This window comes from Streptomyces sp. Q6 (genome assembly GCF_036967205.1).
In the GTDB taxonomy this organism is placed as follows: domain Bacteria; phylum Actinomycetota; class Actinomycetes; order Streptomycetales; family Streptomycetaceae; genus Streptomyces; species Streptomyces citrinus.
Genome location: NZ_CP146022.1, coordinates 4,432,483 through 4,458,779 on the forward strand (window position 1 = coordinate 4,432,483; position 26,297 = coordinate 4,458,779).

Sequence of the window (26,297 nt, forward strand, 5' to 3'; positions counted from 1 at the left end):
GTGCTCAGGGGCTGGTGGTGTCTGGTGTGGTTCCACAGAGGTCGGCGGCCGGGTCGGCGAAGAAGACGACAACGGCCCGCCGTCGTACGTCAGTCGGTCCGCCGCACGTCGTACGTCCCGTCCTCCCGTGCCACGAGGTCGGTGTGCGGGCCCTTCGGGCGGCCGCAGCGGCGCTCGCACCCCGACCAGTACCAAGGGCTTCCGGACGAGGGGAGTTCGCCGGTGCGGACCGCGTCGGCGGCGTGAGCGCGCACGTCCGTACGGGACTTGGCGCACCCCGGGCTGCCGACGCAGGCGCTCACCCGCGTCCAGGGCGAGGCGTCGTCGGTGGCCAGGCCCGCGCGGGCGAGCTGTCCCCGCCGCGCGGCGGTCGCGCCGGGCAGGACGACCCCGCGCCACGGGGTGAGGCGCAACTCCCCGTCGGCCGCGGCGAGCAGCGCCGCCCACGCGTCGGCGGACACGGCACCGAACGGCGCCAGCACGGACCAGGCGCGCACGGCGCCGGAGCCGTCGGTCACGGGACCGAGGGAAGGAGGCCCGGTGATCGGGGACGTGGAGCACGGTTCGACGGGGAGACCCAGGCGGTGCGCCACCCGGCGCGTCAACTCGCCCGGCGGCGCGTCGAGTTCGGCGACCCGCCAGCCACGCCCCGTGTCGTGCCCGGCCGCCTCGACGAACTCCTCCGCCGCGCTCACCGCGGCCCGCGCGGCATCCTCGTACGCGATCCGCAGCGCGTACGGTTCGGCGCCGAGCCGCAGCATCGCGGAGCCGTCGGACGCGCCGCGCAGGAGCACATCGGCGCCGAGGGCCGCGACGTCGCCGCGGCCGTCGTCGAGGGCGAAGAGGAACTTGCCGCTGAGCGCGGGTGTCCGCGGGCTCGCGCACAGCAGCCGGTCGAGGTCGCGCAGCCAGTGCCGTACGTCCACGGCGCCGCGGTCGTCGAGGCCCGACAGGGGCGACGCGAGGATGTTGCGCACGCGCTCGTGCGCGGCCGACGGCAGCAGTCCCGCCTCCTGGAGCGCGGCCGCGAACGCGCCGCCGCACGCCGGGTCGAGCCCGCGCACCTCCACGTTGCCGCGCGACGTGATGCGCACCACGCCGTCCCCGAACCGGGCCGCCGCGGCACCGAGCGCCCGCGCCCGGCCGACCGGAAGCACCCCGCCCGGGACCCGGATCCGGGCAAGTCCCCCGTCGTCGGCGGCGTGCAGCCGCAGCGCACCGGGACAGGCGTCGCCGGAGGCGGCCGGACCAGGGGATCGGTCGGATATGGGGGCGGGGGACATGCCGGGGAGCATACCCATGGGGGCCTGCCCGGCCTCCGTGACGCAGACCACGGTCCGGGCCGGGGCGCGGGCCCGGCCCCGTGACCCCGGCCACCGTCCCGTACCGCCCTCGCACCCCGACCCGTACGATGAACGCGCGGCGGCCCGAGCCCGGGTCGCCACATCGCCAGCGACGGCGACAGGGGAGGAAGCCGGTGCGAATCCGGCGCGGTCCCGCCACTGTGAACTCCGTGGACACCACCACGGGGTGAGTCAGGAACTCCTGCCGTCCAGACCACCCGGGGCGCGGACACCCCGAGGAAGGCCAGACGACGCATGCCTGAGCAGCCCCAGCAGTCGCAGCCCACGCCCCACGGTGAGCTCCTGCTCCTGTCGACCTCCGACACCGACCTGCTGAGCGCCCGCGCCGCGAACGCCGCGGGCGCCGAGGTCGGTTACCGCTTCGCGAACCCCTCCCGGATCGACGTCGACACCGAACTTCCCGCGCTCCTCGACGGCGTCGCGCTCGTCGTCGTCCGCCTCCTCGGCGGCGTCCGCGCCTGGCAGGACGGCATCGACCGGCTGACCGCCGCCGGGATCCCGCTGGTCGTCCTCACCGGTGAACAGGCCCCCGACGCCCAGCTGATGGCGACGTCGACCGTGCCGATCGGTATCGCCGCCGAGGCGCACGCCTACCTCGCGCACGGCGGCCCCGCCAACCTGGAGCAGCTGGCCCGCTTCCTCTCCGACACCGTGCTGCTCACCGGCCACGGCTTCGAGCCCCCGGCGCCCGCGCCGAGCTGGGGCGCCCTGGAGCGCACACCCGTCGAGGCCGCGGGCCCGACCGTCGCCGTGCTCTACTACCGCGCCCACCACATGAGCGGCAACACCGCCTTCGTGCACGCCCTGTGCGACGCGATCGAGCGCGCCGGGGCCCGCCCGCTCCCGCTGTACGTGGCGTCGCTGCGGGCCCCGAGCCCGAGCTGGTCGAGGCGCTGCGGCCCGCCGACGCCATCGTCACGACCGTGCTCGCGGCCGGCGGCACCCGCCCGGCCGAGGCGAGCGCCGGCGGGGACGACGAGTCGTGGGACGCGGGCGCCCTCACCCAGCTCGACGTGCCGATCCTCCAGGCCCTGTGCCTGACGTCGTCGCGGGCCGCCTGGGAGGAGAACGACGAGGGCGTCTCGCCGCTGGACGCCGCGAGCCAGATCGCCGTGCCCGAGTTCGACGGGCGGCTCATCACCGTCCCGTTCTCCTTCAAGGAGATCGACGAGGACGGGCTGCCCGCGTACGTCGCCGACCCCGAGCGCGCCGCCCGCGTCGCCGGGATCGCCGTCCGGCACGCGCGGCTGCGGCACATCCCGGCCGCCGGGAAGAGGATCGCGCTCGTCCTGTCCGCGTACCCGACCAAGCACTCGCGCATCGGCAACGCGGTCGGCCTGGACACCCCCGCCTCCGCCGTCGCGCTGCTCGACCGCCTCATCGACGAGGGCTACGACTTCGGCGACCGCGCCGACATCCCCGGTCTTGTCTCCGGGGACGGCGACGAGCTGATCCGCGCGCTCATCGAGGCCGGCGGTCACGACCAGGAGTGGCTGACCGAGGAGCAGCTCGCCAGGAACCCGGTGCGCATCCCGGCCGCCGACTACCGCCGCTGGTACGCGACGCTGCCCGCCGCGCTGCGGGAGAGCGTCGAGCGGCACTGGGGCCCGCCGCCCGGCGAGATGTTCGTGGACCGCTCCCGCAACCCGGAGGGCGACATCGTGCTCGCCGCCCTGCGCCGCGGGAACCTCCTCATCCTCATCCAGCCGCCGCGCGGCTTCGGCGAGAACCCGATCGCGATCTATCACGACCCCGATCTGCCGCCGTCCCACCACTACTTGGCGGCCTACCGGTGGATCGCCGCGGCCGCCGACGACCAGGGCTTCGGCGCCGACGCGATGATCCACCTCGGCAAGCACGGCAACCTGGAGTGGCTGCCCGGCAAGAACGCGGGCCTGTCGGCGGCGTGCGCGCCGGACGCGGCGCTCGGCGACCTGCCGCTGATCTACCCGTTCCTCGTCAACGACCCGGGCGAGGGCACCCAGGCCAAGCGGCGCGTCCACGCCACGCTCGTCGACCACCTCGTGCCGCCGATGGCGCGCGCCGACTCGTACGGCGACATCGCGCGCCTGGAGCAGCTCCTCGACGAGTACGCGCAGATCGCGTCGATGGACCCGGCGAAGCTCCCGGCGATCCGCGCCCAGATCTGGACGCTGATCCAGGCCGCGAAGCTCGACCACGACCTCGGGCTCGCGGACCGCCCGGACGACGACGGCTTCGACGACTTCCTGCTGCACGTCGACGGCTGGCTGTGCGAGGTCAAGGACGCCCAGATCCGGGACGGCCTGCATGTCCTCGGGCAGGCGCCGGCGGGCGCCGACCGGGTCAATCTGGTCCTCGCGATTCTGCGGGCGCGGCAGATCTGGGGCGGCAACCAGGCGTTGCCGGGGCTGCGGGAGGCGCTGGGGCTGGACGAGTCGGCGGCCACCCGTACGGACGCGGACGCGGCGGAGGCGGCGGCGCGGGCGCTGGTCGAGGGGATGGAGGCGGCCGGCTGGGACCCGGATGCGGTGCGCGGAGTCGTCGACTCCACGTCGCGGGGCTCTGCCCCGGACCCCGCTCCTCAATCGCCGGAGGAGCTTGAGGCGGTTCGCGCCATTCTTGACTTCGCCGCTCGTGAAGTCGTGCCGCGGCTCGACGCCACCGGCGACGAACTCGGCAACGCCGTACGGGCGTTGGAGGGACGCTTCGTGCCCGCCGGCCCGTCCGGATCGCCGCTGCGCGGCCTCGTCAACGTCCTGCCGACCGGGCGGAACTTCTACTCGGTCGACCCGAAGGCCGTCCCGTCCCGCCTCGCGTGGGAGACCGGCCAGGCCCTCGCCGAGTCCCTCCTGACCCGCTACAAGGACGACAACGGCGACTACCCCACCTCCGTCGGCCTGTCCCTGTGGGGCACCAGCGCCATGCGCACGGCGGGCGACGACGTCGCCGAGGCGATGGCGCTGCTCGGCGTGCGCCCCGTCTGGGACGACGCCTCGCGCCGCGTCACCGGCCTGGAGCCGATCCCGTACGAGGAGCTGGGCCGCCCCCGGATCGACGTCACCCTGCGCATCTCCGGGTTCTTCCGCGACGCGTTCCCGCACACCATCGGGCTGCTCGATGACGCCGTCCGGCTCGCCGCGTCGCTCGACGAGCCCGCCGACGTCAACCACGTACGGGCCCACGCCCAGGCCGACCTCGCCGAGCACGGCGACGAACGCCGGGCCACCACCCGCATCTTCGGATCGCGTCCGGGCACGTACGGCGCGGGCCTGCTCCAGCTGATCGACTCCAAGGACTGGCGCACCGACGCCGACCTCGCCGAGGTCTACACGGTGTGGGGCGGCTACGCGTACGGCCGCGGTCTGGACGGCCGCCAGGCCCGTACGGAGATGGAGACGGCCTACAAGCGCATCGCGGTCGCCGCCAAGAACACGGACACCCGCGAGCACGACATCGCCGACTCCGACGACTACTTCCAGTACCACGGCGGCATGGTCGCGACCGTCCGCGCGCTGCGCGGCACCGCCCCCGAGGCGTACATCGGCGACTCCACCCGCCCGGAGACGGTCCGCACCCGCACCCTCGTCGAGGAGACGTCCCGCGTCTTCCGCGCCCGCGTCGTCAACCCCAAGTGGATCGAGGCGATGCGCCGCCACGGCTACAAGGGGGCCTTCGAACTGGCGGCCACCGTGGACTACCTGTTCGGCTACGACGCGACGACCGGGGTCATCGCCGACTGGATGTACGACAAGCTGACCGAGACGTACGTGCTCGACGAGACGAACCGGCAGTTCCTCTCCGAGGCCAACCCGTGGGCCCTGCACGGCATCGCGGAGCGCTTGCTGGAGGCCGAGTCGCGCGGCATGTGGGAGAAGCCGGACCCGCAGGTCCTGGAAGCCCTGCGCCAGGTGTACCTGGAGACCGAGGGCGACCTGGAGGAGGAGGCGTAGCCGCTCCGACCCGGTCACCGGCGCCGATGAGGGCCGGTTGACCGGTACGAGTGGTTTGCGGGTGCATCCGCCGGTGCACGCTCCCCCGCTTCGCTACGCTCGCCCGCGTTCCCGTCGACACCGGGCCGGGCGGGGCATCGGCACCAGGGGGTCCAGGCCATGCAAGGCCCTCGGATCAGGCACTGCACGACGGGGCGGAGCGCACCGTCGTGCCCCGGTCTGAGCATCGACGTGTACGCGCGGGCGGCGGACCAGGCGGCGCCGGACGACGGCGGCGCCCCGCCCAGCGGCGACTTCTGGGACGCGGTGCCGACCCGTACCGGCGTACGGATGATCGTCGGGGACGTACGGGGCTGCGGCCCCGCGGCGGCGCGCACCGCGCGGCGGGTCGTCGAGGACTGGCGGCAGATCAGCCGCCGCGAGTCCACGCTGCGCGGCATCGCCCTGCGCCTCGACCGCCGCGTCGACGACCTCGCCGGCTCCGAGGACCCCGAACTCTTCGTCTCCGCCGTCCTCCTGACGTTCCGTCATGACGGCGGCTGCGAGATCGTGCGCTGCGGCCATCCACCGGTGATGGTCCTCGGCCCCGGCAGCGCCGCGTGGGCGGACGCCATCCCGCCCGAGCCGCCGCTCGGCCTCGGGCAACTGGCCCGCTCCTGGGCGGAGTCCACGTATCTGCCGTTCCCGCCGGGCGCCCGGATCCTGCTGATGACCGACGGGGTCACCGAGTGCAGGGACCCGGCCGGCCGCTTCTTCCCGGTGGCCGAGGAGGCGGCGTCCCTCACGGACCTGACGGGCGCCGCCCTCGTCTCGGAACTGGGCCACCGGATGCGGTCCCACGCGGGCGGCGCACCGGCCGACGACACCCTGCTCGTCCTGGTCGGCCGCCCGCCCGCGTGAGCGGGATTCCCGCGACACAACTCCCTACCCGTGGGCCCCTTGCGTGACTTACGATGCAGCCGTCTTCCAGCCCGCGTTGACCAGGGGATTTCCCGGTGGGGGGTACCTCCGGGGCCCGGACGTCCGCGTGCTTCCACCGCAGTACCGGCCGCCCGGCTGCCGGTCCTCCCAGGGGGTTCCACACCTTTGCGCAGACGCGCTCTCACCATCGCGACCGCTTTCGCGGTCTTCGCCGGGTCGGCCGCGCTCAGCGTCGCCGTGTCCGGCACCGCCGTGGCCGACTCGGCCGCGGCGCTCCATGTCACGTCCGTCGCCGACATGGCTGTCGACGGGGCGCACCAGCGGGTCTACCTCTCGGACCCGGAGAACGACGCGATCGTCGTCACCGACTACTCGGGCAACGAGGTCCAGCGCATCACCGGTCTCGACTGGGTCACCGGCCTCGCGCTGTCCGCCGACTCCAGCAGGCTGTACGCGGCTGTCACGGAGAAGGACAGCATCGTCGCGATCGACACCGCGAACAACGCTCAGGTCGCCACCTACGATCTCGGCGAGGGCAAGGCCCCGTTCGACCTCGCGGTCGCCGGTTCCACGGTGTGGTTCAGCTACAACGACAGCGGGGGCCACCTCGGTGCGATCGATCCCGCACAGGAGCAGCCGACGCCCGCCGTCGGCCAGGCCGGCGGCTTCTTCTCCGCGGCGCCGAGGATCGCTGTGTCACCGGACGGCAAGCAGCTGGCTGCGGGCGAGATGGTCACCACCAACGCCGCCCTCATGCTGTACGACCTGTCGGGGACGACGGCTACGCGGCGCGTGTTCGGCGACCCGCAGGTCGGCGGCCTCTACGACCAGCTCGCCTTCTCCCCCGACGGCACGCAACTGGTCACGGCCAGCGGATCCCCGTACGAACTCCCGGTGTACTCGACCACCGACCTCAGCCGGGTGCACACCTATCCGACGGCGGGCGACGGCGGCGCGGGCGTGGCCGTTTCCTCCTCCGGCACGGTCGCCGCGGGCACCTCGGGGAGCAGGGCCGACCTGTTTCTCTACCGGCCGGGCGGTACCGAACCGATCCGTACCTACGAGTTCGGCAACACCTCCTCCACCACCACCGGCGACACGCTCGACGACGGGGTGCTGGCCTGGTCCCCGGACGGCGCGCTGCTGTTCGCGGTCTCCAAGAACTACGACGGGGAGTTCCGGCTCCACACCTACACGGAACCGAACCTCGTCGCCCCCGTCCTCACGGTGAACGCCCCGTCCACCGCGACCCGCGCCGCCTCCCTCAAGGTCACCGGAAGAATCAGCAGCCCCGTGGCGCCGCTGACCGCCCCCGTCCAGCTCACCGTCAGCAAGACGGACCTGGAGAACCCCAACGGCAAGGTCCTCAAGACCGTCACCACCGCGGCCGACGGCACGTACTCCTTCACCGACACCCCGGCCGTCGGCGGCAAGGTCGCCTACAAGGTCGCCTACGCCGGAGACGCCGAGCGCGCCGCCGTCAGTGCCACCGACACCGTCGAGGTCTCCCGGAGCAGCACCACGCTGACGCTCAACAAGAACAAGAGCGTCTACGACTACGGCTCCGACGTCACGTTCACCGCCCACCTGGGCACCACGTACAAGAACCGCAAGGTCGAGATCTGGTCCGACCCGTACGGGGGAGACAAGCCGAAGACGCTGGTGAAGTCCGGCACGGTCAACTCCAGCGGCAACCTCTCCGTGACCCTCGACCTGACCCGCGACGTCAACCTCTCCGCCGTTTTCGCGGGCGACGCCCGCTACAAGCCGAAGACGGTCAGCAACACCGTCTACACCCGGGCGCGCGCCTCGATCGCACCCTCGAACCACTACAAGACGGGGACCATCGGCTCGCACACGTACTACTACTTCCACAAGAGCTCGACGGTCTACGCGACCGGGTCGATGAACTACTACAAGGGCCGCAAGTTCCGCCTCGACCTCCAGGTCTACGCGGGCGGCGCCTGGCGCTCGTCGGACAGCCAGTACTTCACGCTCGAGAGCGACGGCACGACCAAGGTGAACATGGGGGCGATCGGCAGCGCGGGCTACAAGTTCCGCATCCGCGCCGACTACATCAACGGCACCTCCGGCGACAACGTCAACACGACGAAGTACGGCAGCTGGAAGTACCTGTACTCGACGAACTGAGCGGACGGGCGCGGCTACCGCAGGCTGACCTGGTGGCTGCGCCCGTAACCGTGCCGCGTGGCGACCTCGACCCGCGTCCCGCCGGGGACGGGGCTCACCCGGACCGTGTCGTCGCCGGACACCCTGCGCAGGGTCCGCCCGCGCAGCACGACGGAGACGGTGTCCCGTTCGGTCGTCGGATCGGACACCGCGACCGTCGTGACGCCGTCGCGCTCGCGGACGAGGGCGGAGGCCGGGCCGTCGACGCTGAGCCCCGCGACGTGGTGGTCGCCGGACGTGAAGGTGTTCAGGGCCGTCAGGCCGAGGCCCTGGTGCCGGACGGCCTGACGGCGCGGGGTGTTGACGAGGACGCGCACGGCGGCGGGCGCGCGCACGGCCGCGTCCGTCGCGTTCGGCAGCAACGCCCAGGCGAACGCCGCGAGTTCGGCTCCCGCCTCCTGTTCGACGGTGACCGAGAACACCTGCCGGGTCACGGACGTGTCGGGGTTCGCGGTGCGTACGAAACGGCGGCTGCGCGTGACCGTGTCGAGCCGCACCTGCGGCGCGGGCCCGTCGAGCCGTACGTATCCGACGGCGGCGCCGCGCGTGACGTTCGCGTACCGCACCCAGCCCTCGCCCTCGGTGACGTCGACCCGGTCGTCGGCGGCGGCCGTGCGCGCGTCCACCGTCGTCGTCACGGCCCGGCCGCCGCCCGGAGCGTCCCCGACCCCGGCCGAGAGCACCACGATCTCGTCGTCGAGGAGGAACCACGACCGGGTGGCGCGGGCGCCCCGGTACGCGACGAAGTCGTCCGGCAGGACCCCGGCCCGCTTGTCCCGCCAGGGCACGTCGTCGGAGGCCACCCAGCCGACGGCCCCGTACGCGCCGAGCACCGCGCCGCCCGAGTACGCCTGGGTGGCGGTCGGGAAGTACACGTACGTGTTCTGCGACTCGGAGGACGCGGTGAAGTTCAGCGGGTGGGTGGGGTTGTCGTAGTAGGGGAGTCCGTACAACTCCGTTACGGTGCGCCGGAGTTCGACCGGCGCGGTGACCCCGGCGAGCCCGTACGGCGACACCGTGGTGAAGTAGTCGACGCCGTACGCCTGCGTCTGGTCCTGCCCCGACAGGTAGAGGTAGTGGGCGCCGTCGCCCTGGAACCAGGGCCGCAGATTCTCGCCGCTCATGTACTCGTACCGGCTGATCCGCCGCGAGCTGCGGGCCAGCGTGAACGCGTAACCGGGCCGCCGGTGCACGGTGCGCTCCATCGCGTTGAAGGCGACGGACCGGGCGGGCGGGTTGAGGTCGGCGGCCGGGACGGAGGCGTCGGCGAGGATGTCGGCGTAGCGGACGATGCTGACGGGCGACACGAAGGCGGTCGGATCGAGCGCGGCCCGTGACGTCGAACGCACGTGTTTCACATAGGACGTGAGGGCGGCTGCCGCCTTTCTTGTGGCCGGTTCGGCGTCGGCGAGGGAGGCGAGGTCCACGGCCGCTTCGACGATGACGGCGACGTCGGCGTACCCGGTGCCGGTGCGCGACACCGCCCGCCCCTTCACCGCCTCCATCATCCAGCCCTCGAAGATCAGCGGCGCGAACCCGTCCCGCACCCACCCGAACACGGTCGGCACCAGCTCCCCGCCGTGCGCGAACCCGGTCCCGTCGAGGATCTTCAGCGTCTGCACGACCCGCGTCAGCAGCCCCTTCCCGTACGAGCCCGTGTACGCGACGGAGGCGTGCTGGATGAACGAACCGTCGGCGTAGTACCCGTCCGTCACGCCGTGGACCAGGTGGTAGGGGTCGACCGCCGCGAACACTGTCAGCTGGTCGGTGAGCGCCTTGCGGATACGCGGCTCGTCGGCGGTAAGGGCGCCCTGGAGGATGCGGTTCGTCGTGATGTCCGCGAGGTTGGCGCCGGTGTGGAACCGGGAGTCGAGGTCGACGTCACCGTCCCTGCCGTTGCGCAGATACGCGTCCATGGAGGCGATGTACGTGCGCACCAGCTCGGCGGGCGCGCGCTCGGCGAGCAGCACGAGCGTCTTGCTGACGTACTGCGATATGCCTATCTCCCAGGTGAACCAGTTGCCGTAGTAGCCCTTCGCCTGGTCCCCGTAGTACTGCGCGTGCAGCCACGCCAGGCCGTCGAACACCCGGTCCTGCACGGCCGCGCTCCCGTACAGATCGGGGGCGACGCCCGGCGTCCGCGTCGCGAGCGCCACCTCGTAGAGGCGCTGGAAGGAGGCGCTGAGGTTCGGGTCGCTGGTGCCGAGCGGCACGCCCGCGAACAGCTCGCCGTCGCCGCTCGCCGCGTCCAGCGCGGCCAGGTTCGTACGGGCGGTCCTCTCGATCGCGGCGATCTTGGCGGCCGTCTCCGCCCGGGAGTTGGACGCGGTGTCCCCCGCGAACACCGTCACCGTGTTCCGGACGAGCCGGGCGACCCCCGCGTCGACCTCGGCGGCGCTCGCCCACCCGGTGGGGACGGTCGCCAGGACGCCGGTCGCGGCGAGGGCGGTGAGCAGACGTCTGCGGGTGATCTCGTGGCTCTCCATCGGACTGCCTCCGCGTGATCGGTGGTGGGACCGGCGCGCCCGGAGTCAAGCAGACGGGGTGGTGGGGGACAAGGGTGCGCGTACCGACCTCAGTTGAGCCCGAGCTTGTCAACTTTCTGGGTCCCGAGCTATATAAGAAAGCAGACACCTCCCAGGGCATCGCACCTAGCCGAACGGAAGGAGTGACTGTGATGCTCATGCGTACCGACGCATTCCGTGAACTGGACCGACTGACCCAGCAGATGCTGGGCACCCCCGCCCGCCCCGCGATGGCGCCGATGGACGCCTACCGCACGGGCGACGAGTTCGTGGTGCAGTTCGACCTGCCGGGGATCGACCCGGAGACCATCGACCTGGACATCGAGCGGAACGTGCTGACCGTCAGGGCCGAGCGGCCCGCCGCGGCGCCCGACGGCGCCGAGGTGCTCATGTCCGAGCGGCCCACGGGGTCGTTCTCACGCCAGCTGCTGCTGGGCGACACCCTCGACACCGAGCGGATCGACGCCTCGTACGACGCGGGCGTGCTGACGCTGCGGCTGCCGGTGTCGGAGCACGCCAAGCCGCGGAAGATCTCGATCACCGGCGGCCGGGACGACCGGCGCCAGATCACCGCGTGAGCCGCCCGGCCTACGGCGACTTCGTCGAAGCCGCCCGCGTGGACGGCCTCTACCCGTCCCGGTCCCGGGCCGACGCCACCGTCCGCCGGGTCCTGGCGGAGTTCGGACGGCAGGTCACCGGACCCGAGCGGGTGGCGCTGGCGGGTGCGCTGCCGCGGGAGGCGGCCGTGGCGTTCGTCTCCGACGTCCCGCACCGGCAACCGCGTACCGGGGCCGAGTTCGTGGAGGATCTCGCCGCCCGATCCTCCGGAGCGACCGCGGCGACGGCCCGCTGGGACGCGGGAACCGTCCTGACGGCCCTGGCCCGGACCGTCCCGGACGACGTCATGGACGACGTCCTGGCCCGACTCCCCACCGGCTACGCCCTGTTGTTCGGGCGGGCGGAGCTGGCGCCCCGCGCGGCGGCCTGAGCGGCGCGGGACACGGCGAGCGGCCGGGGGCCGGTCCCCGAAGGACCGGCCCCCGGCCGCTACGGTCGCAGCGCCCCGCTCAGATGGTCGTACGCCACCTGCGCGTGCAGGCGCACCCCCGTGACCAGGGTCGCGTCGTCGGCGTAGAAGCGCGGGTTGTGGTTGGGGACGAGGCCGCGCCCGCCGGGGGTGGGGACCGGAGCGCCGTCCGCGGTCAACTCCGCGTCCTGGACGCCGAACATCACGTACAGGCCGCCGAAGCGGTTCACGAACTCGGAGACGTCGTCGTAGCCGAGGGTCGCGGCCGAGCGGACCACCTTGTCGTCGCCGACGACCCGGCGGAAGGTCGGCAGCCCGGCCGTCACCCACTCCTCGGAGTTGTGCACGGCCGGCACGTCCTGGAGGAAGTCGGTCGTCGCGGTGCAGCCGTACGCCCGCGCCGAGTGCTCGGCGAGCGTGGCCAGCCGCTTGCGCGCGTCGGTCATGTCGGCCTCGACCGCGCAGCGGATGGTGCCCCACAGCGTCACCGTCTCGCCGATGATGTTGAACCGGCCGACGTCCTCGACGTGCCCGATGGAGACCGTGACCGGGGCGAACGCGTCGATCTGCCGGTAGAGCTGGCCGATGCCGGTGAGCACGGCGCCGACGGCGGGCATCGGGTCCACGCCGAGCCAGGGGGTCGAACCGTGCACCTGCTTGCCGTGCACCGTGATCCTGACCAGGCAGGAGGCGCCGTACTGGTTGCCGACGCGGTAGCCGACACAGCCCTTCGGATACGGCGTCACGTGCATTCCGAACGCCATGGTCGGCACCGGGTCGAGCGCGCCCTCGGCCAGCATCTGCCGCGCGCCGCCCGACTCGTCGACCGGCGGCCCCTCCTCGGCGGGCTGGAACACGAACAGCACGGTGCCGGGCAGCCGGTCGCGCGCCCCCGCCAGGACCGTCGCCGCGCCGAGCAGCATCGCCGTGTGGCAGTCGTGGCCGCAGGCGTGCGAGACGGGGAACGGGCCGCCCGGATAGTCCTCGTCGACCACCGTCGAGGCGAAGTCGGCGCCGCACCGGTCCGGCACGGGCAGCGCGTCGATGTCCGCGCGCAGGGCGACGACCCGGCCCTCGTCCGGCGCCCCACCGTGCAGCACCCCGACGACCCCGTGCCCGGCGATGCCGGTCCGCACCTCGTCCAGGCCGAGGGAGCGCAGGTGGTCGGCGATCAGCTCGGCCGTCCGTGCCTCCCGGTTGGAGAGCTCCGGGTTGCGGTGGAGGTGACGGCGCCAGGCGACGACCTGGTCGGCGACGTCGGCCGCGCGCCGGTCGAGCTCGGCGTGGATGTCGGTCATGGGACGGGCCGCCCTTCTGCGTCATGAGCACCGCTCGCCTGCACTGCTCACCGTAGGAACGAATGCCGCACAACGGCCACCTGGGCGCCGCCCGCCGCGCGCGCGGCCCCCCGCCCGCGTACGTTCGAAAGGGGGCGTACGAGGTACACGGCACGGCACGAGCCCCCGCGTGAAAGGTCCGGACGACGATGACCAGCGCACCCCGCGACCACGACCCCGACGCACCCACGCCCGCCGGTGGCTACGGCCCCTCCGGCGGCGAGCCCTCCCGGGAGCCCTACGAGCACCCCACCGCGGGCTGGGGCGCGGCGAAGTCCGTCGGCAAGGTGCTCGCCCGCGCCAAGGAGCCGGTCAGCAGCACCCGCCTGATGACGGTGATGAACCACGAGGACGGCGGCTTCGACTGCCCGGGATGCGCCTGGCCCGACGATCTGCACGGCCTGAAGCTCGACCTGTGCGAGAACGGCATCAAGCACGCCACCTGGGAGATGACGCCCGACCGCGCCGGCAAGGAGTTCTTCGCCGCGCACACCGTCTCCGAGCTGGCGACATGGCCGGACCACGACCTGGAGCGCGCGGGCCGCCTCGTCGGACCGCTCTCCTACGACCCGGAGACCGACCACTACGTGCCCGTCTCCTGGCAGCGGGCCTTCGCCCTGGTCGGCGAGACCCTGCGCGGCCTCGGCTCCCCGCACGAGGCGCTGTTCTACACGTCGGGGCGGCTCAGCAACGAGGCGACGTTCCTCTACCAGCTCTTCGTCCGCGAATACGGCACGAACAACCTCCCCGACTGCTCCAACATGTGCCACGAGGCGAGCGGCCGCGCCCTGACGGCCGCGATCGGCACCGGCAAGGGCACCGTCGACCTCAACGACATCGACACCGCCGACGCCCTCTTCGTCATGGGCGTGAACGCCGCTTCGAACGCCCCGCGCATGATCACCGCCCTCGCCGACGCGTACCGCCGCGGCGCCCAGGTCGTGCACGTCAACCCGCTGGTCGAGGCCGCGGCCGGGCGCACGATCGTGCCGCACGAGTTCGGCGCGATGGCCACCTTCAAGGCGACCCCGACCGGCACCCTCAACCTCCAGCCGCGCATCGGCGGCGACCTCGCCCTGCTGCGCGGTATCGCCAAGCACGTCCTGGAGGCGGCCGAGAAGGACCCGAAGGCGATCGACGAGGAGTTCCTCGCCCGCTTCACCGAGGGCTTCGACGCCTACCGCGACCTGTGCGCGGCGACCCCGTGGGAGGACCTGGAGGCGGCGAGCGGACTGACCCGCGAGGAGATCCGCGCGGCCGGCGACATCTATCTCGGCTCCTTCCGCACGATCATCAGCTGGTGCCTCGGCATCACCCAGCAGGAGCACGGCGTCGACACGGTCCGCGAGATCGTCAACGTCCTCCTGCTGCGCGGCAACATCGGCCGCGAGGGCGCGGGCCCCTGCCCCATCCGCGGCCACAGCAACGTCCAGGGTAACCGCACCTGCGGCGTCGACCACCGCCCGAACAAGGAGTTCCTCGACCGGCTCGCCGAGGCGTGCGGCATCGACCCGCCGCGCGAGCCCGGCCTCGACACCGTGCACGCCATCTCCGCGATGGCGAGCGGCGAGGCGAAGGTCTTCGTCGGCATGGGCGGCAACTTCGTGCGGGCGGCCCCCGACACCGAGTTCACCGAACAGGCCATGCGGAACTGCGCGTTGACGGTCCAGGTGTCGACGAAACTGAACCGCTCGCACATCGTCCACGGCCGCCGCGCCCTCATCCTGCCCTGCCTCGGCCGCACCGAACGCGACCTCCAGGAGGCGGGCGAGCAGTCCGTGTCCGTCGAGGACTCGATGAGCATGGTCCACCTGTCGCGCGGCATGAAGCGCCCCGCGTCGCCGCACCTGCTCTCCGAGCCCGCGATCATCGCCGCGATGGCGCGGGCCACGCTCCCCGGCTCGGCGACGCCCTGGGAGTCGTACGTCGGCGACTACGACCGGATCCGCGACACGATGGAGCACGCCCTCGCCGGGTTCGAGGCGTTCAACCGGCGGGTGCGCGGCCCGCACGGCTTCCGGCTGCGCCAGCCGGCCCGCGAGCGCATCTTCCAGACCCCGTCGGGGCGCGCCGAGTTCAGCCTCGCGGCGCTGCCCGACCCGACCCCGGGCGCGGGCCTGCTCACCCTCGCCACGGTCCGCTCGCACGACCAGTGGAACACCACGATCTACTCGTCGGACGACCGCTACCGCGGTGTGCGCAACCTGCGCACCCTGGTCTTCCTCAACGCCGACGACATGCGCGAGCGCGGCCTGTCCGACCTGGACCACGTCGACATCACGAGCCTCGCCAAGGACGGCACGCGCCGCTCCGTGCGCGACTACCGCGTCCTCGCCTACGACCTGCCGCGCGGCTGCGCCATCGGCTACATGCCGGAGCTCAACTCCCTGTGTCCGCTGGGTGATTACAGCGCGCAGAGCGATCAGCCGCTGATGAAGCATCTGACGGTCGAGGTGGCCGCCTGCGCGCGGTGAGAGGCGCTCGGACGGCGTGGAGCCCCGGGCGCGGGGCCCGGGGCTCCACCGGCGTGCGGGGCTAGAGGGTCACGGTCCTCCCGCCCAGGGTCACCACGAGCTTGCCGTCCGAGGCGAACGACCAGCCCAGGGCGCCGCTGTACGAGCCGCAGCGGGACCCGTTCGTACCGGTCCAGAACTGGTTCGTGGAGTCCGCGGTGCCGATGGTCTTGTCGTTGGAACCGGAGACGGCGAACCGGCACGACGTGTTGCCGCTGAACACCGAAGTGCCCGCGTCGAACGAGTAGTTGCGCTCGGCGTTGTCGACGCTCAGGTTGTTCGAGAGGGCCATCGAGCCCGGGTTGGAGTTGTACGTGAACCCGTGGTGGCCGTTCTTGAACGCGATGGAGCGCTTGACGATGTGGTCGACGGCGATGTCGTCGCCGCCGAGCTTGTAGCCGTTGCGGTCGCCGTTGGTGTTCACGGTGCCGTCGGAGAGGGTGCCGTTGTTGTACGACAGCGAGTCCTCGATGGTGACCGGGCCGATCGCCCCGGTGTCGGTCTTCGTGTACAGGTCCCAGCCGTCGTCGATGTTGTGGTGGGAGACGGCGTAGCGGAAGACGTTGCCGGTGCCGGTGGTGAGCTTCGCGGCGAAGCCGTCGGCGTCCTCGCCGTCCGAGTCGGCGTTGTCGTGCGACTCGGCGCTCACGATCAGGTTGTCGGCGGGCCAGGAGGAGGCGGGCGAGGTGGAGGCGATGCGGCCGAGTTGCAGGCCGGTGTCGCGGTTGTAGCGGGTGACGGTCTTCTCGACGATGTTGTCGCTGCCGCCGATGTAGATGCCGTTGTCGCCCGCGCGCTCGACGGTGATGCCGTTGATGTGCCAGTACGAGGCGAAGAGCTGGATGCCGCGGTTGGTCGAAGCCTCGCTCTGCGCGGAGAAGTTGAGGACCGGCTTCTCGCCCGGGTAGGCGGCGAGCGTGGTGCGGGCGGCGGCGGTGCCGTCGGCGCTGTCCGGGATGGTGACGGTCGAGGACTGGGCGTAGGTGCCGCCGCGCAGGTAGATCGTGCCCCCGGCGGTGACGCGGCTGATCGCCGCGGTGAGCGTGGTCGGGGCGGACTGGGTGCCCGCGGCGGAGTCGGTGCCCGTCGGGGAGGCGTAGATCGCGCCGCCGGCGGGCGGGGTGGTGGTGTCGCCGGTCGTCGTGGCGTCCAGGGAGTCGACGTTGGGCAGGCCGTTCGCGGTGGTCGGGGTGAGCCGGACGGTGTTGCTGCCCGCCGTCACCGGCACGGTGATCGTCTTCGTGGACCAGGTCGTCCAGGCGCCCGTGCCCTCGAAGGAGGCGGTGGTGACGGTCGAGCCGTTCACCACGACCGTCGCGGGGCGGGCGGTCGTGGTGCCGTTGGCGAAGCGGACGGCCACGGTCGCCGTGCCCGATGCGGGTGCGGTCACGGTGAACTGGGCGTATCCGGAGGTCGAGTTGGTGGCGTTGCAGTAGCCGCCGCCGGAGTAGCCGGACCATTCGGTCTCGACGACTCCGGTGCAGACCGCGGGGGAGGTCTCGGCCTCGTAGCGGGTGGTCGCGGCCTGCGCGGGGGCGCCGGTCAGGGCGATCAGGGCGCCGGCCACGACGGTGGCGGACGCGGTCGCCACGAGGGGCTTCAGGGCGGGGGGTCTGAGTTCCATCGTTCGTTCGGCTCCAGGTGAGGGTCAGGAAGGGTCTCGTCCGACGGGCGGTACGCAGGATGGCCGATTCGGGTACGTGAACTCGCGCGGTCATCCGTGCACCATGAGAGGGAGATGGAAAGCGCTGTCTGCCGGGACCGTAGGGACTTTGAGGAGAGCACGTCAAGAGTCACGTATGTGTTACACGTTCATTTACCTGAACTTGGCGCCTGCGGAGACGAGTCGCCGGACCACCACGACGCCCGTGCGGGCGGTGGGACGCGCGGTGCCGTGACCGGCGCGGCGGGACCGCTGTCCGTACACCCCTTGACCTGCTGAGATCCGCCGTGTTTCGCTCGGGAGCTGAGCCTGGGGGAGGCGTGCGGGGTGGAGCAGCGTCAGTACGGTGGAACGTGGTCGTCGGTGAGCGGGCGGACGCGGGTGGTGCTCGGGGTCGTGGCGGCCGTCGTCACCCTCGGGTTCCTCGCGGCCCTCGAATACGCGTCCCGCAGCCACGGACAGGCCGGGCCGCTCACGAACCAGCTGCGCGAGCTGGTCATGCCGCCCGACTCCGGCGGCATGCTCTACGCGGCCCTGGCCCTGACGATGCTGGTCCTCACCTGGCGGCAGCGGTGGCTCACGCTGGCCGCCGCGGTCGGCATCGACCTCGCGTTCCTCCTCGTCCGCTGGGCGGCCGGCACCGGGACGCACGGCGGCCACCCGTTCGGCAACGGCGCCCTGTGGGCGTTGATCGGCTGGGCGGTCATCGCCCTCACCCGCCGCACCGGCGGTGAGCGGACGCTGCTGCTCAAGGGCGTGGCCCTCGGCCTGCTCCTGATGGCCGGGCGCAAGACGGGCGACACCTGGCTCTTCCTCACCTCGCAGACCCGCCCCACCGTGCTCGACGAGTACGTCGCCACCGCCGACCACGCGCTCGGCAACCCGTCCTGGCTGGTGGGCCGTCTCGTCACCGCGACCGGCTCCGTCGGTTTCAACATCCTCGACACGGTCTACGGACAGCTCGCCGTCGCCGCGGTCGTCGTGGCGCTCTACCAACTCCGCCACGTCGCGGCCGAGCGCCGCTTCCCGCGCCACCACCTGGTGCGTACGTTCCTGGTGATCGGCCTCGTCGGACCGGCCTTCTACATGATCTTCCCCGTGGTCGGGCCGCTCTTCGCCTTCGGCTCCGGCACCGAGCACTGGGCGCCGATCGCCCTGTGGGCCCCGGACATCCACGCCGCCGGGAACTGGGCGGTGGCCGACATCTGGCCGACGACCGCACCCCCGCTCACCACCCCGCACCCCATCCCCTTCGACGGGGTCACCCCGCGCAACTGCATGCCCAGCCTCCACACGGCCTGGGCCACCGCGATCTTCATCCACTCCCGGCGGGGCCCGCGCGCGCTGCGCTGGGCGGGCACGTTCTGGCTGATCGCCACGCTCACCGCGACACTCGGCTTCGGCTACCACTACGGCGTGGACCTCATCGCCGGCGTCGTCTTCACCCTCACCGTCGAGGCGGGCCTGCGCGCCTACGACGCCGGCTGGAACCGCCCCGCCCTGCGCACGACCGCGTACGGCGCGATGGTCTTCGCCGCCCTCCTGCTCACCTACCGCTACCTGCCGGTCCCGATGGCCCACCACCCCTGGCTCGCCGGACCGCTCCTGATCCTGGCCATGCTCTCGGTCATCCACGCCTACCTCCGCACGGCCGCCCGCCTGCGCCCACCAGCCGTCCCGGCCCAGCGACAGCCCGGACGCGGTGCCACGGTCCGGCCTCCGGTGACGTCCGACGTGGCGTGAGACCACGTCCGGCCGCACCGTGTGGGCCGAACGAACCAACTGTATGACGGATCATCAGCTTTTCGGCGTGGACCGCCGCTCGGGCCGCGCCGCGCCTCCTACGGTCGCCGTGACCTCGTACGACGGAGACGAAGGACGGCTGCCCCATGTCCAGACATCGGTACGGCCCCATGCGGTGGCCGGTGGCCGCCGCGGCCGCGATGAGCCTGCTGTTCGGCTCACAGGCGGCCGCGGTCCCCCTGGCACCGGTCGCGGACGACCCCATGAGCTCGGTCGGTATCACCAAGACGAACAACGCGAGCGGGCCGCTGGAGCCGGGCGACGAGTTCATCTACACGCTCACCGGCCAGTGCTCGGGGCTGACCGTGGACTGCGTGGACTTCACCGTCACGGACACGCTGCCGGCCGAGTTCGAGGTCACGAGCCTGCCGCAGAGCACGACCACACGAACGGTCACGTACGACGAGAGCACACGGCTGCTGACGGTCGTCTACAAGCAGAACCTGCAGAACCCGGCCGGCAAGACCGGTCTGCGGGCCGGGCAGGCCGGCTCCGTGGAGATCGGGATGCGGGTGCCGACCGACACCCAGCTGGAGGACGGCGCCACCGTCACCAACACCGCCACGGTCGACGCCGAGAACGCCGATCCCAAGGACTCCTCCACCGACGTCACCGTCGAGATCCCCCGTGTGGTCAAGCCGGTGACGACCAAGACGTGGGAGGACGGCTCCGCCGTCGCGCTCAGCGACGAGGAGTCCACGATCACGCTGAACGTACGGAACAACTCCTCGTCGTCGGCCGAGGTCACCGAGCTGTCGGTGTCCGACACCACCGAGGACACCTTCGAGCACTTCGACTTCGAGTCGGCGACGGTGACCGCGTTCCCCAAGGGCGCCGACCAGGCCCACCTGGTGGTCACCACGGCGGACGGGCAGACGCACACCGGCGCGGACATCACCTCGCCGGGCGAGCTGCCGATGCCCGCCGGGGTCGACCCGGGCGACGTGGTCGGGTTCGAGGTCGTCTTCACCAACAGCAACGGTGATCCGCTGCCGTACGACAGCGACGGCGGCACCGTCGAAGTCACGATGAAGCTGCGCGACACCTACCGCTCCAGCGGCGACAAGCTGGAGCCCACCGACAAGATCACCGTCAACAACTGCGCTGTGCCGTCGGCCAAGGAGAAGACGGACGGCGACGTCGACGGGGACCAGGCCTGCGACACGTACGACATCCTCCCGGACATCCTGGTGCTCCAGCCGACCAAGCGGTTCTACCCGGACACCAACGGCAACTTCAGCCAGGACACCGGTGAACACGCGGTGCTCGACGAGAACTCGCCGGTCAGCACCGAGGTCGACGTGAAGAACGCCTCTCCGTTCCCGGTGAAGTCGATCACCATCACGGAGCCGTCCGCGGAGACGACCAGCGAGTTCGACAAGCTCGACGTCACCAAGGTGCGGCTGCGCTTCCCCGAGGGGGCCACCGAGGCGAAGCTGACCGTCACCTGCGCCGACGGGTCCACCGAGGAAGAGACCTACACGCAGAACGCGACCTACGACGTTCCCGGGGCCTGCCAACAGGTCACCAAGGTCGAGGTCACCTACACGGGCATGGACGCGGACGGGAACCCGACCATCACGGAGAGCGCCACCGCGGGACTCGACCTGCACGGCACGCTGACGGACGATGTCACCGCGGAGGACCTGCCCAGCGGCACCAGCCCGGGCGTCGACAACTGCGCCGGGTACAAGGGTGACGCGGGCCGCACCGACGGCAGCGGCACCGCCTCCGGCAACGCCTGCAAGAACCTGCCGATCGAGGCACCGAACACCTCGGGCAGCGGCACGAAGGACTCCTCGCAGAACGACATCCCGGCCGACCAGCCGGTCACGATGAACCTCAAGGTCACCAACAACGGCAACAAGCCGCTGGTGTCCCCGGTGATCACCGACCCGACGGCCAACCCGGACGGCTCACCCTCGACGACGAACAACCCGTTCGACGTCGTACAGATCACGTCCGTGACCGTCAGTCCGTCCGACGCCCCGGTGAAGCTGGAGCTGTGGGACCCGGACGCGAACGGCGGCAGCGGTTCCTGGGTGCCGTACGACGCGAACGACGCCGCCCTGCTGGAGCGGGCCACCGGTGTGCGCGGCTCCTACGACGGGGAGATGTCCCCGCAGACCTCGTTCACCATCACGGTCGTCGCCGAGCGGCGTCCCGGGGTGCCCGACGGTACGACCCTGCAGAACTGCTACTCGATCGACGCGGGCGGCGACTACACGCCGGGCGCCCCGGTCTGCGGTCCCTCGATGGACACCGCCCCCGCCTCCGACTCGGCGTCGCTGAACAAGTCGATCAGCCCGGGCACACTGCCCGAGTACGTGCCGGGGCTGCCGCGCCAGCACGCCGACATGTCGCTGACCGTCGCCAACACCGGCAACATGTCGGCGAAGTACCTGCAGATGACGGACAAGGACGACGACTTCTTCGACGCCGTCGACCTCGTCTCCATCAAGTCCAACCAGATGCCGGCCGGCGCCAACCGCGTACAGATCGACGCCTACGTCGACGGGGCCTGGGTGAACGGCACGCCCTCCTCCAGCGCCGCACTCCCCTCGGGAGTCAGCGCCGGTGACGTCGTCGGGCTCCGCGTCACCTACTCCTCGACCGACACCGCCAACGACGGCTACGTCATCAAGCCCGAGTGCACCACGTCGAGCTGCTACGGCATCCTCGTCCTCGACGTCAGCCCGCGTCCGGCGCTGCGCAGCAACGGCGAGCCCGTGCCCAGCCATCTGGAGGACACGGTCAGCGGCGAATTCCTCACCAAGCTGGAGGACCCGGACAAGCCGAAGGCCATCGACCCCGTCAGCGCCACCCTCGACCTGGTCAAGGGCGACCCGAAGCTGGCCGTGGACAAGACCCCGAACACCGCCCTGGCGCCCGGCGAGGACGCCCCGTTCTATCTGAAGGTCACCAACACCGGCACCGCCAACATCCCGAACCTGGTCGTCAAGGACGAACTGCCCCAGGGCATCAAGTTCCTCGACACCTTCCAGGGCGACGACGGCCGACCGTACAAGATCATCGACGAGAGCGTGCCGAACGGGACACCCGCCGTACCGACCCCGGTCTTCAACCAGGTCAACAGCGGTGACCGGGTCTCCGGCCTCACCTGGGACTTCTCCAAGGACGCCGACGGCAAGGCCTGGGTGCTCGCGCCCGGCGCCACCTTCACCATCGAGATCCACGTGACGCTGGAGCCCGGCATCAACGCCGACGACGTCGTCACCAACACCATGGGCGCGACCTCCTCCGACCCCGACTTCGCCTGCGACGGCGGCACCCCGGAGACGGGCGGCCGCTTCGGCTCCGGTCTCTACTGCACCGACCCGGCCACGCTGACGGCCAAGTCCGGCGCCGCCTTCCAGGCCCGTAAGTGGGTCTCGGGCAACGACAGCCTCGGCTGGTACAACCAGAACAGCGGCAAGGTCGTGCCCGTGGGCGACGACTCCTGCCTGTCCACCACGGACGCGGCGGGGCAGCGGTACACCACCAACCCGTGCATCGCCCTGGTCAACCCGGGCGACCGCTACAAGTACCTGATGCGCATCCAGAACGCCGGCACCGAGTCCGGTACGGCCATGCGCATCGTCGACCGCTTCCCCGTCCAGGGCGACAAGGGCGTCATCCTCGACCAGGACCGCGGAACCGCCTGGGACAAGCGCCCCACGCTCGCCACGCCGCCGGTCCTCGACGGGCCCGGCACGATGGACGTCGCCTACGAGAACGACGAGCCGCTGTGCACCGACGACCTCGACATGGGCGGCGCCGGATCCAGCGACCCCGAGTGCGGCTCCGGCACCTGGGACGACGCCTTCAGCGACGACGCGCGCGGCATGCGGCTGCGGCTCACCTTCGCCCCCGCGCTCGCGCCGGGCGGCACGGTGAACATCGGCTGGTCCATGGACGCCCCGCTCGACGTCACCAAGAACGGTGACCCGACCATCGCCTGGAACTCCTACGCCCACAACGAGACCACCGAACGCGCCGGTTCGCCGCGCGTGCTCCAGCCCAACGAGCCGATCCAGGTCGGTGTCGCCCTGGCCTACGGCGACCTGAAGCTGGTCAAGCGGCTCGGCGCCCACCCCGACGCGCTGGACAGCGCGCTGAAGAAGGTGCCGTTCCCGTTCCACGTCACCTGTGTCATCCACCCGCAGGGACGGCCGCCGAAGGTCGTCGTCAACGAGGACTACCGGGTCTCCGTGGACAAGCCCGTCACCGTCGAGGGCATTCCGGCCGGCGCCGAGTGCACCGTGTGGGAGACCTCGGCCCGCGGCGGGGCGAGTGACCACCCCGAGAGCGACCCGGTGAAGTTCACCGTCGAGCCGGGCTACGGCAAGAACACCGTGGAGACGACGCGGATCACCAACTCCTTCGAGTTCGGTGCCCTGCAGCTGGTCAAGTCGGTGGACGGCGATGCCGCGCAGTACGCGGACGGCCGCGCCTTCGGCGTCCAGGTCTCCTGCGCCCTGCCGAACGCCGCGGGCAAGCCCACCGACCGCATCCTGCGCAAGACGTACCAGGTCACCGCGGACGAGCCGGTCACCATCAAGCCGCTTCCGGTCAACTCCCAGTGCTGGGCCGAGGAGGTGGACACCGGCGGCGCCGAGAAGGCGGTCGTCGACCACGGCTCGGCGGACAACCCGGCGGTGATCACGGCCGACGGCAGCGGTGACACGGCGACCATCTCCGTCACCAACACCTTCCCGGCCGCCGAACTGACCGTCACCAAGCACGTGGTGAACGGCGACGCGGGTCCCTACGACTTCGCCCTCAACTGCACCACCGAGCAGGGCGACGTGCCGCTGGCCCCCGAGGACAGCGCGTTCGAGCTGAGCGACGGCGAGAGCCGCACGATCAGCGTCCCGAAGGGAGCCGCCTGCACGGTGACCGAGACGGACGTCCCGACCGGGGACACTGTCACGTACACCACGTCCGAGGGCGGTGACGACGGCGAGGTCACGGTCGACGGCGCCACCTCGGTCGACATCACCAACACCTTCGACGAGCCCGTCCCCACCCCGGACGAGCCCTCCGACCACGGCAAGGGCCACCTGGCCGACACCGGCTCCTCCTGGAACTGGACGGTCTTCGCGGTCCTGATGGCGGCCCTGACCCTGATCGGCGGAGCCTTCGCCCGCCGCGCGTCCCGCAGGCCGTAACCGCACCCCGCTCACCCACCCACCCGAGCCCCCGGTCCTCCCCGACCCGGGGGCTCGGCCACGTCACGACGCACCTGGAAGAGGACAGCGAAAAGGCCCCGGTCGATGACCTGGGGCCTTGGCTGTGCGACACACTCTGGAGCGGGTGACGAGAATCGAACTCGCGCTCTAAGCTTGGGAAGCTTATGTTCTACCATTAAACTACACCCGCGTGGTACGGCCGTTGAAGCGATCCGTACTGCCGGACACTGTACCTCATGCCGGGTCCCGAGCGCTGGAGCGCCGGGGCCCGGCTGCGTTGTGTGGGGGCGGAAGTGACTGCGGGTGAAGGGAGTTGGGGCGTACGGTGGGGGCACCGCGAGAGGGCTGTCCAGGGTCGGGGAGTCGCCTGGCTCGGCGTCCCTTTCATCCCGTAATGTGACCCCTCGTCGTCGGTCAGGAAACTGGCCCAATGGCTTCGTGGGGAAGGGACTCCGGGACTTGATGGACTCGATGGAACGCACCGTCGTCCGTTGTGCCGAAGGGCACGTTTTCAGCACCGCTACGTTCCCGATGCAGCAGGCGGACCGCCTCGGTCCCGGCCGGCTCATTCGGTGTCCGCGGTGCGCCCGACTGCGGCACGCCGTTCCTGTGGGATCGCATAAGCCGTAGTCGTACGGACCAGGTGAAGCGCGCGGGCCCGCCGATTGTGGTGGGCCCGCGCGCTCTGCGTATCCTCGCTACGTGCTTCTCTCAGACAAGGACATCCGGGCCGAGATCGACGCCGGGCGGGTCCGGATCGATCCCTATGACGAATCCATGGTTCAGCCGTCGAGCATCGATGTGCGGCTCGACCGCTACTTCCGGGTGTTCGAGAACCACAAGTACCCGCACATCGACCCGAGCGTGGAGCAGGCCGACCTGACGCGCACGGTGGAGCCGGAGGGTGACGAGCCGTTCATCCTGCACCCCGGGGAGTTCGTGCTCGCCTCTACGTACGAGGTCATCACACTGCCCGACGACCTCGCCTCGCGCCTGGAGGGCAAGAGCTCGCTGGGCCGCCTCGGGCTCGTCACGCACTCCACGGCCGGGTTCATCGACCCGGGCTTCAGCGGGCACGTCACGCTGGAGCTGTCGAACCTCGCGACGCTCCCCATCAAGCTCTGGCCGGGCATGAAGATCGGGCAGCTGTGCATGTTCCGGCTGTCCTCGCCCGCCGAGCACCCGTACGGCAGCGAGCGCTACGGATCGCGGTACCAGGGGCAGCGCGGACCGACCGCCTCCCGTTCCTTCCTCAATTTCCATCGGACCCAGGTGTGAGCAGCAGCGACATGAGTGACGTCAGCCCCGTGCGCGAGAACCTTACGTACGAGAAGTTCGGGGTCGCGGTGCGCGAACTCGCGCAGACCATCGCCGACGACGGCTACGAGCCCGACATCGTGCTGAGCATCGCGCGCGGCGGTGTGTTCGTCGCGGGCGGGCTCGCGTATGCGCTGGACTGCAAGAACATTCACCTTGTCAACGTGGAGTTCTACGAAGGTGTCGGGCGGACGCTGCCCATGCCGGTGATGCTCGCGCCGGTGCCGAATGTCGTCGACTTCAAGGACAAGAAAGTCCTCATCACGGACGACGTCGCGGACACCGGCAAGACGCTCAAGCTGGTCCATGACTTCTGCCTCGACGAGGTGGCGGAGGTGCGCTCCGCAGTCATCTACGAGAAGTCCCACTCCCTCGTGAAGTGCGAGTACGTCTGGAAGCGCACAGAGGATTGGATCAACTTCCCGTGGTCGGTTCTGCCTCCCGTCGTGCGACGTGACGGCCAGGTCCTGGACGCCTGAAGCCGGTGAAACGGACGAGGCCCCGCACGCGCCA

The 26,297-nt window shown here is 71.4% G+C and carries 13 protein-coding genes, 1 tRNA gene, 1 pseudogene and 1 riboswitch; of the genes and pseudogenes, 10 read left to right on the forward strand and 5 right to left on the reverse strand.

Annotated elements, in window-relative coordinates; translation table 11 throughout:
- Positions 1-89: 89 nt before the first annotated feature.
- A complete protein-coding gene (locus V2W30_RS20745) occupies positions 90-1,283 on the reverse strand; it encodes a cobalamin biosynthesis protein CobG (protein ID WP_338698586.1) in 1,194 nt (397 codons plus the stop codon).
- 163 nt (positions 1,284-1,446) lie between these two features.
- Positions 1,447-1,545, forward strand: a riboswitch (cobalamin riboswitch).
- A gap of 53 nt (positions 1,546-1,598) precedes the next feature.
- Here V2W30_RS20745 and cobN point away from each other — a divergent pair.
- From cobN to V2W30_RS20760, 3 genes and pseudogenes are all read left to right on the forward strand, one after another.
- Positions 1,599-5,296, forward strand: a pseudogene (gene cobN / locus V2W30_RS20750) (cobaltochelatase subunit CobN).
- Between the two features lie 159 nt (positions 5,297-5,455).
- The gene (locus V2W30_RS20755) at positions 5,456-6,196 is read left to right on the forward strand and encodes a PP2C family protein-serine/threonine phosphatase (RefSeq protein WP_338698587.1); all 741 of its coding nucleotides are present in this window, start codon (positions 5,456-5,458) and stop codon (positions 6,194-6,196) included.
- Positions 6,197-6,382: 186 nt separating this feature from the next.
- A complete protein-coding gene (locus V2W30_RS20760) occupies positions 6,383-8,368 on the forward strand; it encodes an Ig-like domain repeat protein (protein ID WP_338698588.1) in 1,986 nt (661 codons plus the stop codon).
- A gap of 14 nt (positions 8,369-8,382) precedes the next feature.
- Here the strand turns inward: V2W30_RS20760 and V2W30_RS20765 are convergent, their stop codons facing one another.
- Positions 8,383-10,893, reverse strand: coding sequence for a polysaccharide lyase family 8 super-sandwich domain-containing protein (locus tag V2W30_RS20765; protein ID WP_338698590.1), 2,511 nt, complete (start codon positions 10,891-10,893; stop codon positions 8,383-8,385).
- Between the two features lie 191 nt (positions 10,894-11,084).
- Here V2W30_RS20765 and V2W30_RS20770 point away from each other — a divergent pair, with 191 nt between their 5' ends.
- Both V2W30_RS20770 and V2W30_RS20775 read left to right on the forward strand, forming a co-directional pair.
- Positions 11,085-11,510, forward strand: coding sequence for an Hsp20/alpha crystallin family protein (locus V2W30_RS20770; RefSeq protein WP_338698591.1), 426 nt, complete (start codon positions 11,085-11,087; stop codon positions 11,508-11,510).
- Entirely contained in the window at positions 11,507-11,920 is a 414-nt protein-coding gene (locus tag V2W30_RS20775) for a DUF2267 domain-containing protein (protein WP_338698592.1), read from the forward strand. The genes V2W30_RS20770 and V2W30_RS20775 overlap by 4 nt, the downstream gene beginning before the upstream one ends.
- Positions 11,921-11,979: 59 nt before the next feature.
- On the opposite strand, the gene V2W30_RS20780 is transcribed toward V2W30_RS20775, so the two are convergent.
- On the reverse strand, positions 11,980-13,257 hold the full coding sequence (locus V2W30_RS20780; RefSeq protein WP_338698594.1) for an amidohydrolase: 1,278 nt from the start codon (positions 13,255-13,257) through the stop codon (positions 11,980-11,982).
- Between the two features lie 188 nt (positions 13,258-13,445).
- Between V2W30_RS20780 and V2W30_RS20785 the strand changes: the two genes are divergently transcribed.
- The gene (locus V2W30_RS20785; protein WP_338698596.1) at positions 13,446-15,770 is read left to right on the forward strand and encodes an FdhF/YdeP family oxidoreductase; all 2,325 of its coding nucleotides are present in this window, start codon (positions 13,446-13,448) and stop codon (positions 15,768-15,770) included.
- A gap of 61 nt (positions 15,771-15,831) precedes the next feature.
- Here the strand turns inward: V2W30_RS20785 and V2W30_RS20790 are convergent, their stop codons facing one another.
- Positions 15,832-17,433, reverse strand: coding sequence for a carbohydrate-binding protein (locus V2W30_RS20790; protein ID WP_338698597.1), 1,602 nt, complete (start codon positions 17,431-17,433; stop codon positions 15,832-15,834).
- A gap of 435 nt (positions 17,434-17,868) precedes the next feature.
- Between V2W30_RS20790 and V2W30_RS20795 the strand changes: the two genes are divergently transcribed.
- Entirely contained in the window at positions 17,869-19,215 is a 1,347-nt protein-coding gene (locus V2W30_RS20795; protein ID WP_338703707.1) for a phosphatase PAP2 family protein, read from the forward strand.
- 146 nt (positions 19,216-19,361) lie between these two features.
- Positions 19,362-24,446: a DUF5979 domain-containing protein gene (locus V2W30_RS20800; protein ID WP_338698599.1), complete on the forward strand. Its 5,085-nt coding sequence runs from the start codon at positions 19,362-19,364 to the stop codon at positions 24,444-24,446.
- Positions 24,447-24,583: 137 nt separating this feature from the next.
- Here the strand turns inward: V2W30_RS20800 and V2W30_RS20805 are convergent.
- Positions 24,584-24,657: transfer RNA gene (locus tag V2W30_RS20805), tRNA-Gly, on the reverse strand.
- A 512-nt stretch (positions 24,658-25,169) separates the two neighbouring features.
- On the opposite strand from V2W30_RS20805, the gene dcd reads away from it, so the two are divergent.
- Together dcd and V2W30_RS20815 are read left to right on the forward strand one after the other, a co-directional pair.
- Complete coding sequence (gene dcd / locus V2W30_RS20810) at positions 25,170-25,745, forward strand: dCTP deaminase (protein WP_338698600.1); 576 nt, start codon at positions 25,170-25,172, stop codon at positions 25,743-25,745.
- 11 nt (positions 25,746-25,756) lie between these two features.
- A complete protein-coding gene (locus tag V2W30_RS20815; protein WP_338698601.1) occupies positions 25,757-26,263 on the forward strand; it encodes a phosphoribosyltransferase in 507 nt (168 codons plus the stop codon).
- Positions 26,264-26,297 lie beyond the last annotated feature (34 nt).

Coding starts and splice junctions, on each gene's coding strand:
- V2W30_RS20755 (WP_338698587.1), top strand. CDS start 5,456: ATGCAAGGCCCTCGGATCAGGCACTGCACGACGGGGCGGAGCGCACCG.
- V2W30_RS20785 (WP_338698596.1), top strand. CDS start 13,446: ATGACCAGCGCACCCCGCGACCACGACCCCGACGCACCCACGCCCGCC.
- V2W30_RS20765 (WP_338698590.1), bottom strand. CDS start 10,893: ATGGAGAGCCACGAGATCACCCGCAGACGTCTGCTCACCGCCCTCGCC.
- V2W30_RS20815 (WP_338698601.1), top strand. CDS start 25,757: ATGAGTGACGTCAGCCCCGTGCGCGAGAACCTTACGTACGAGAAGTTC.
- V2W30_RS20770 (WP_338698591.1), top strand. CDS start 11,085: ATGCTCATGCGTACCGACGCATTCCGTGAACTGGACCGACTGACCCAG.
- V2W30_RS20790 (WP_338698597.1), bottom strand. CDS start 17,433: ATGGAACTCAGACCCCCCGCCCTGAAGCCCCTCGTGGCGACCGCGTCC.
- V2W30_RS20780 (WP_338698594.1), bottom strand. CDS start 13,257: ATGACCGACATCCACGCCGAGCTCGACCGGCGCGCGGCCGACGTCGCC.
- V2W30_RS20800 (WP_338698599.1), top strand. CDS start 19,362: ATGTCCAGACATCGGTACGGCCCCATGCGGTGGCCGGTGGCCGCCGCG.
- V2W30_RS20745 (WP_338698586.1), bottom strand. CDS start 1,283: ATGTCCCCCGCCCCCATATCCGACCGATCCCCTGGTCCGGCCGCCTCC.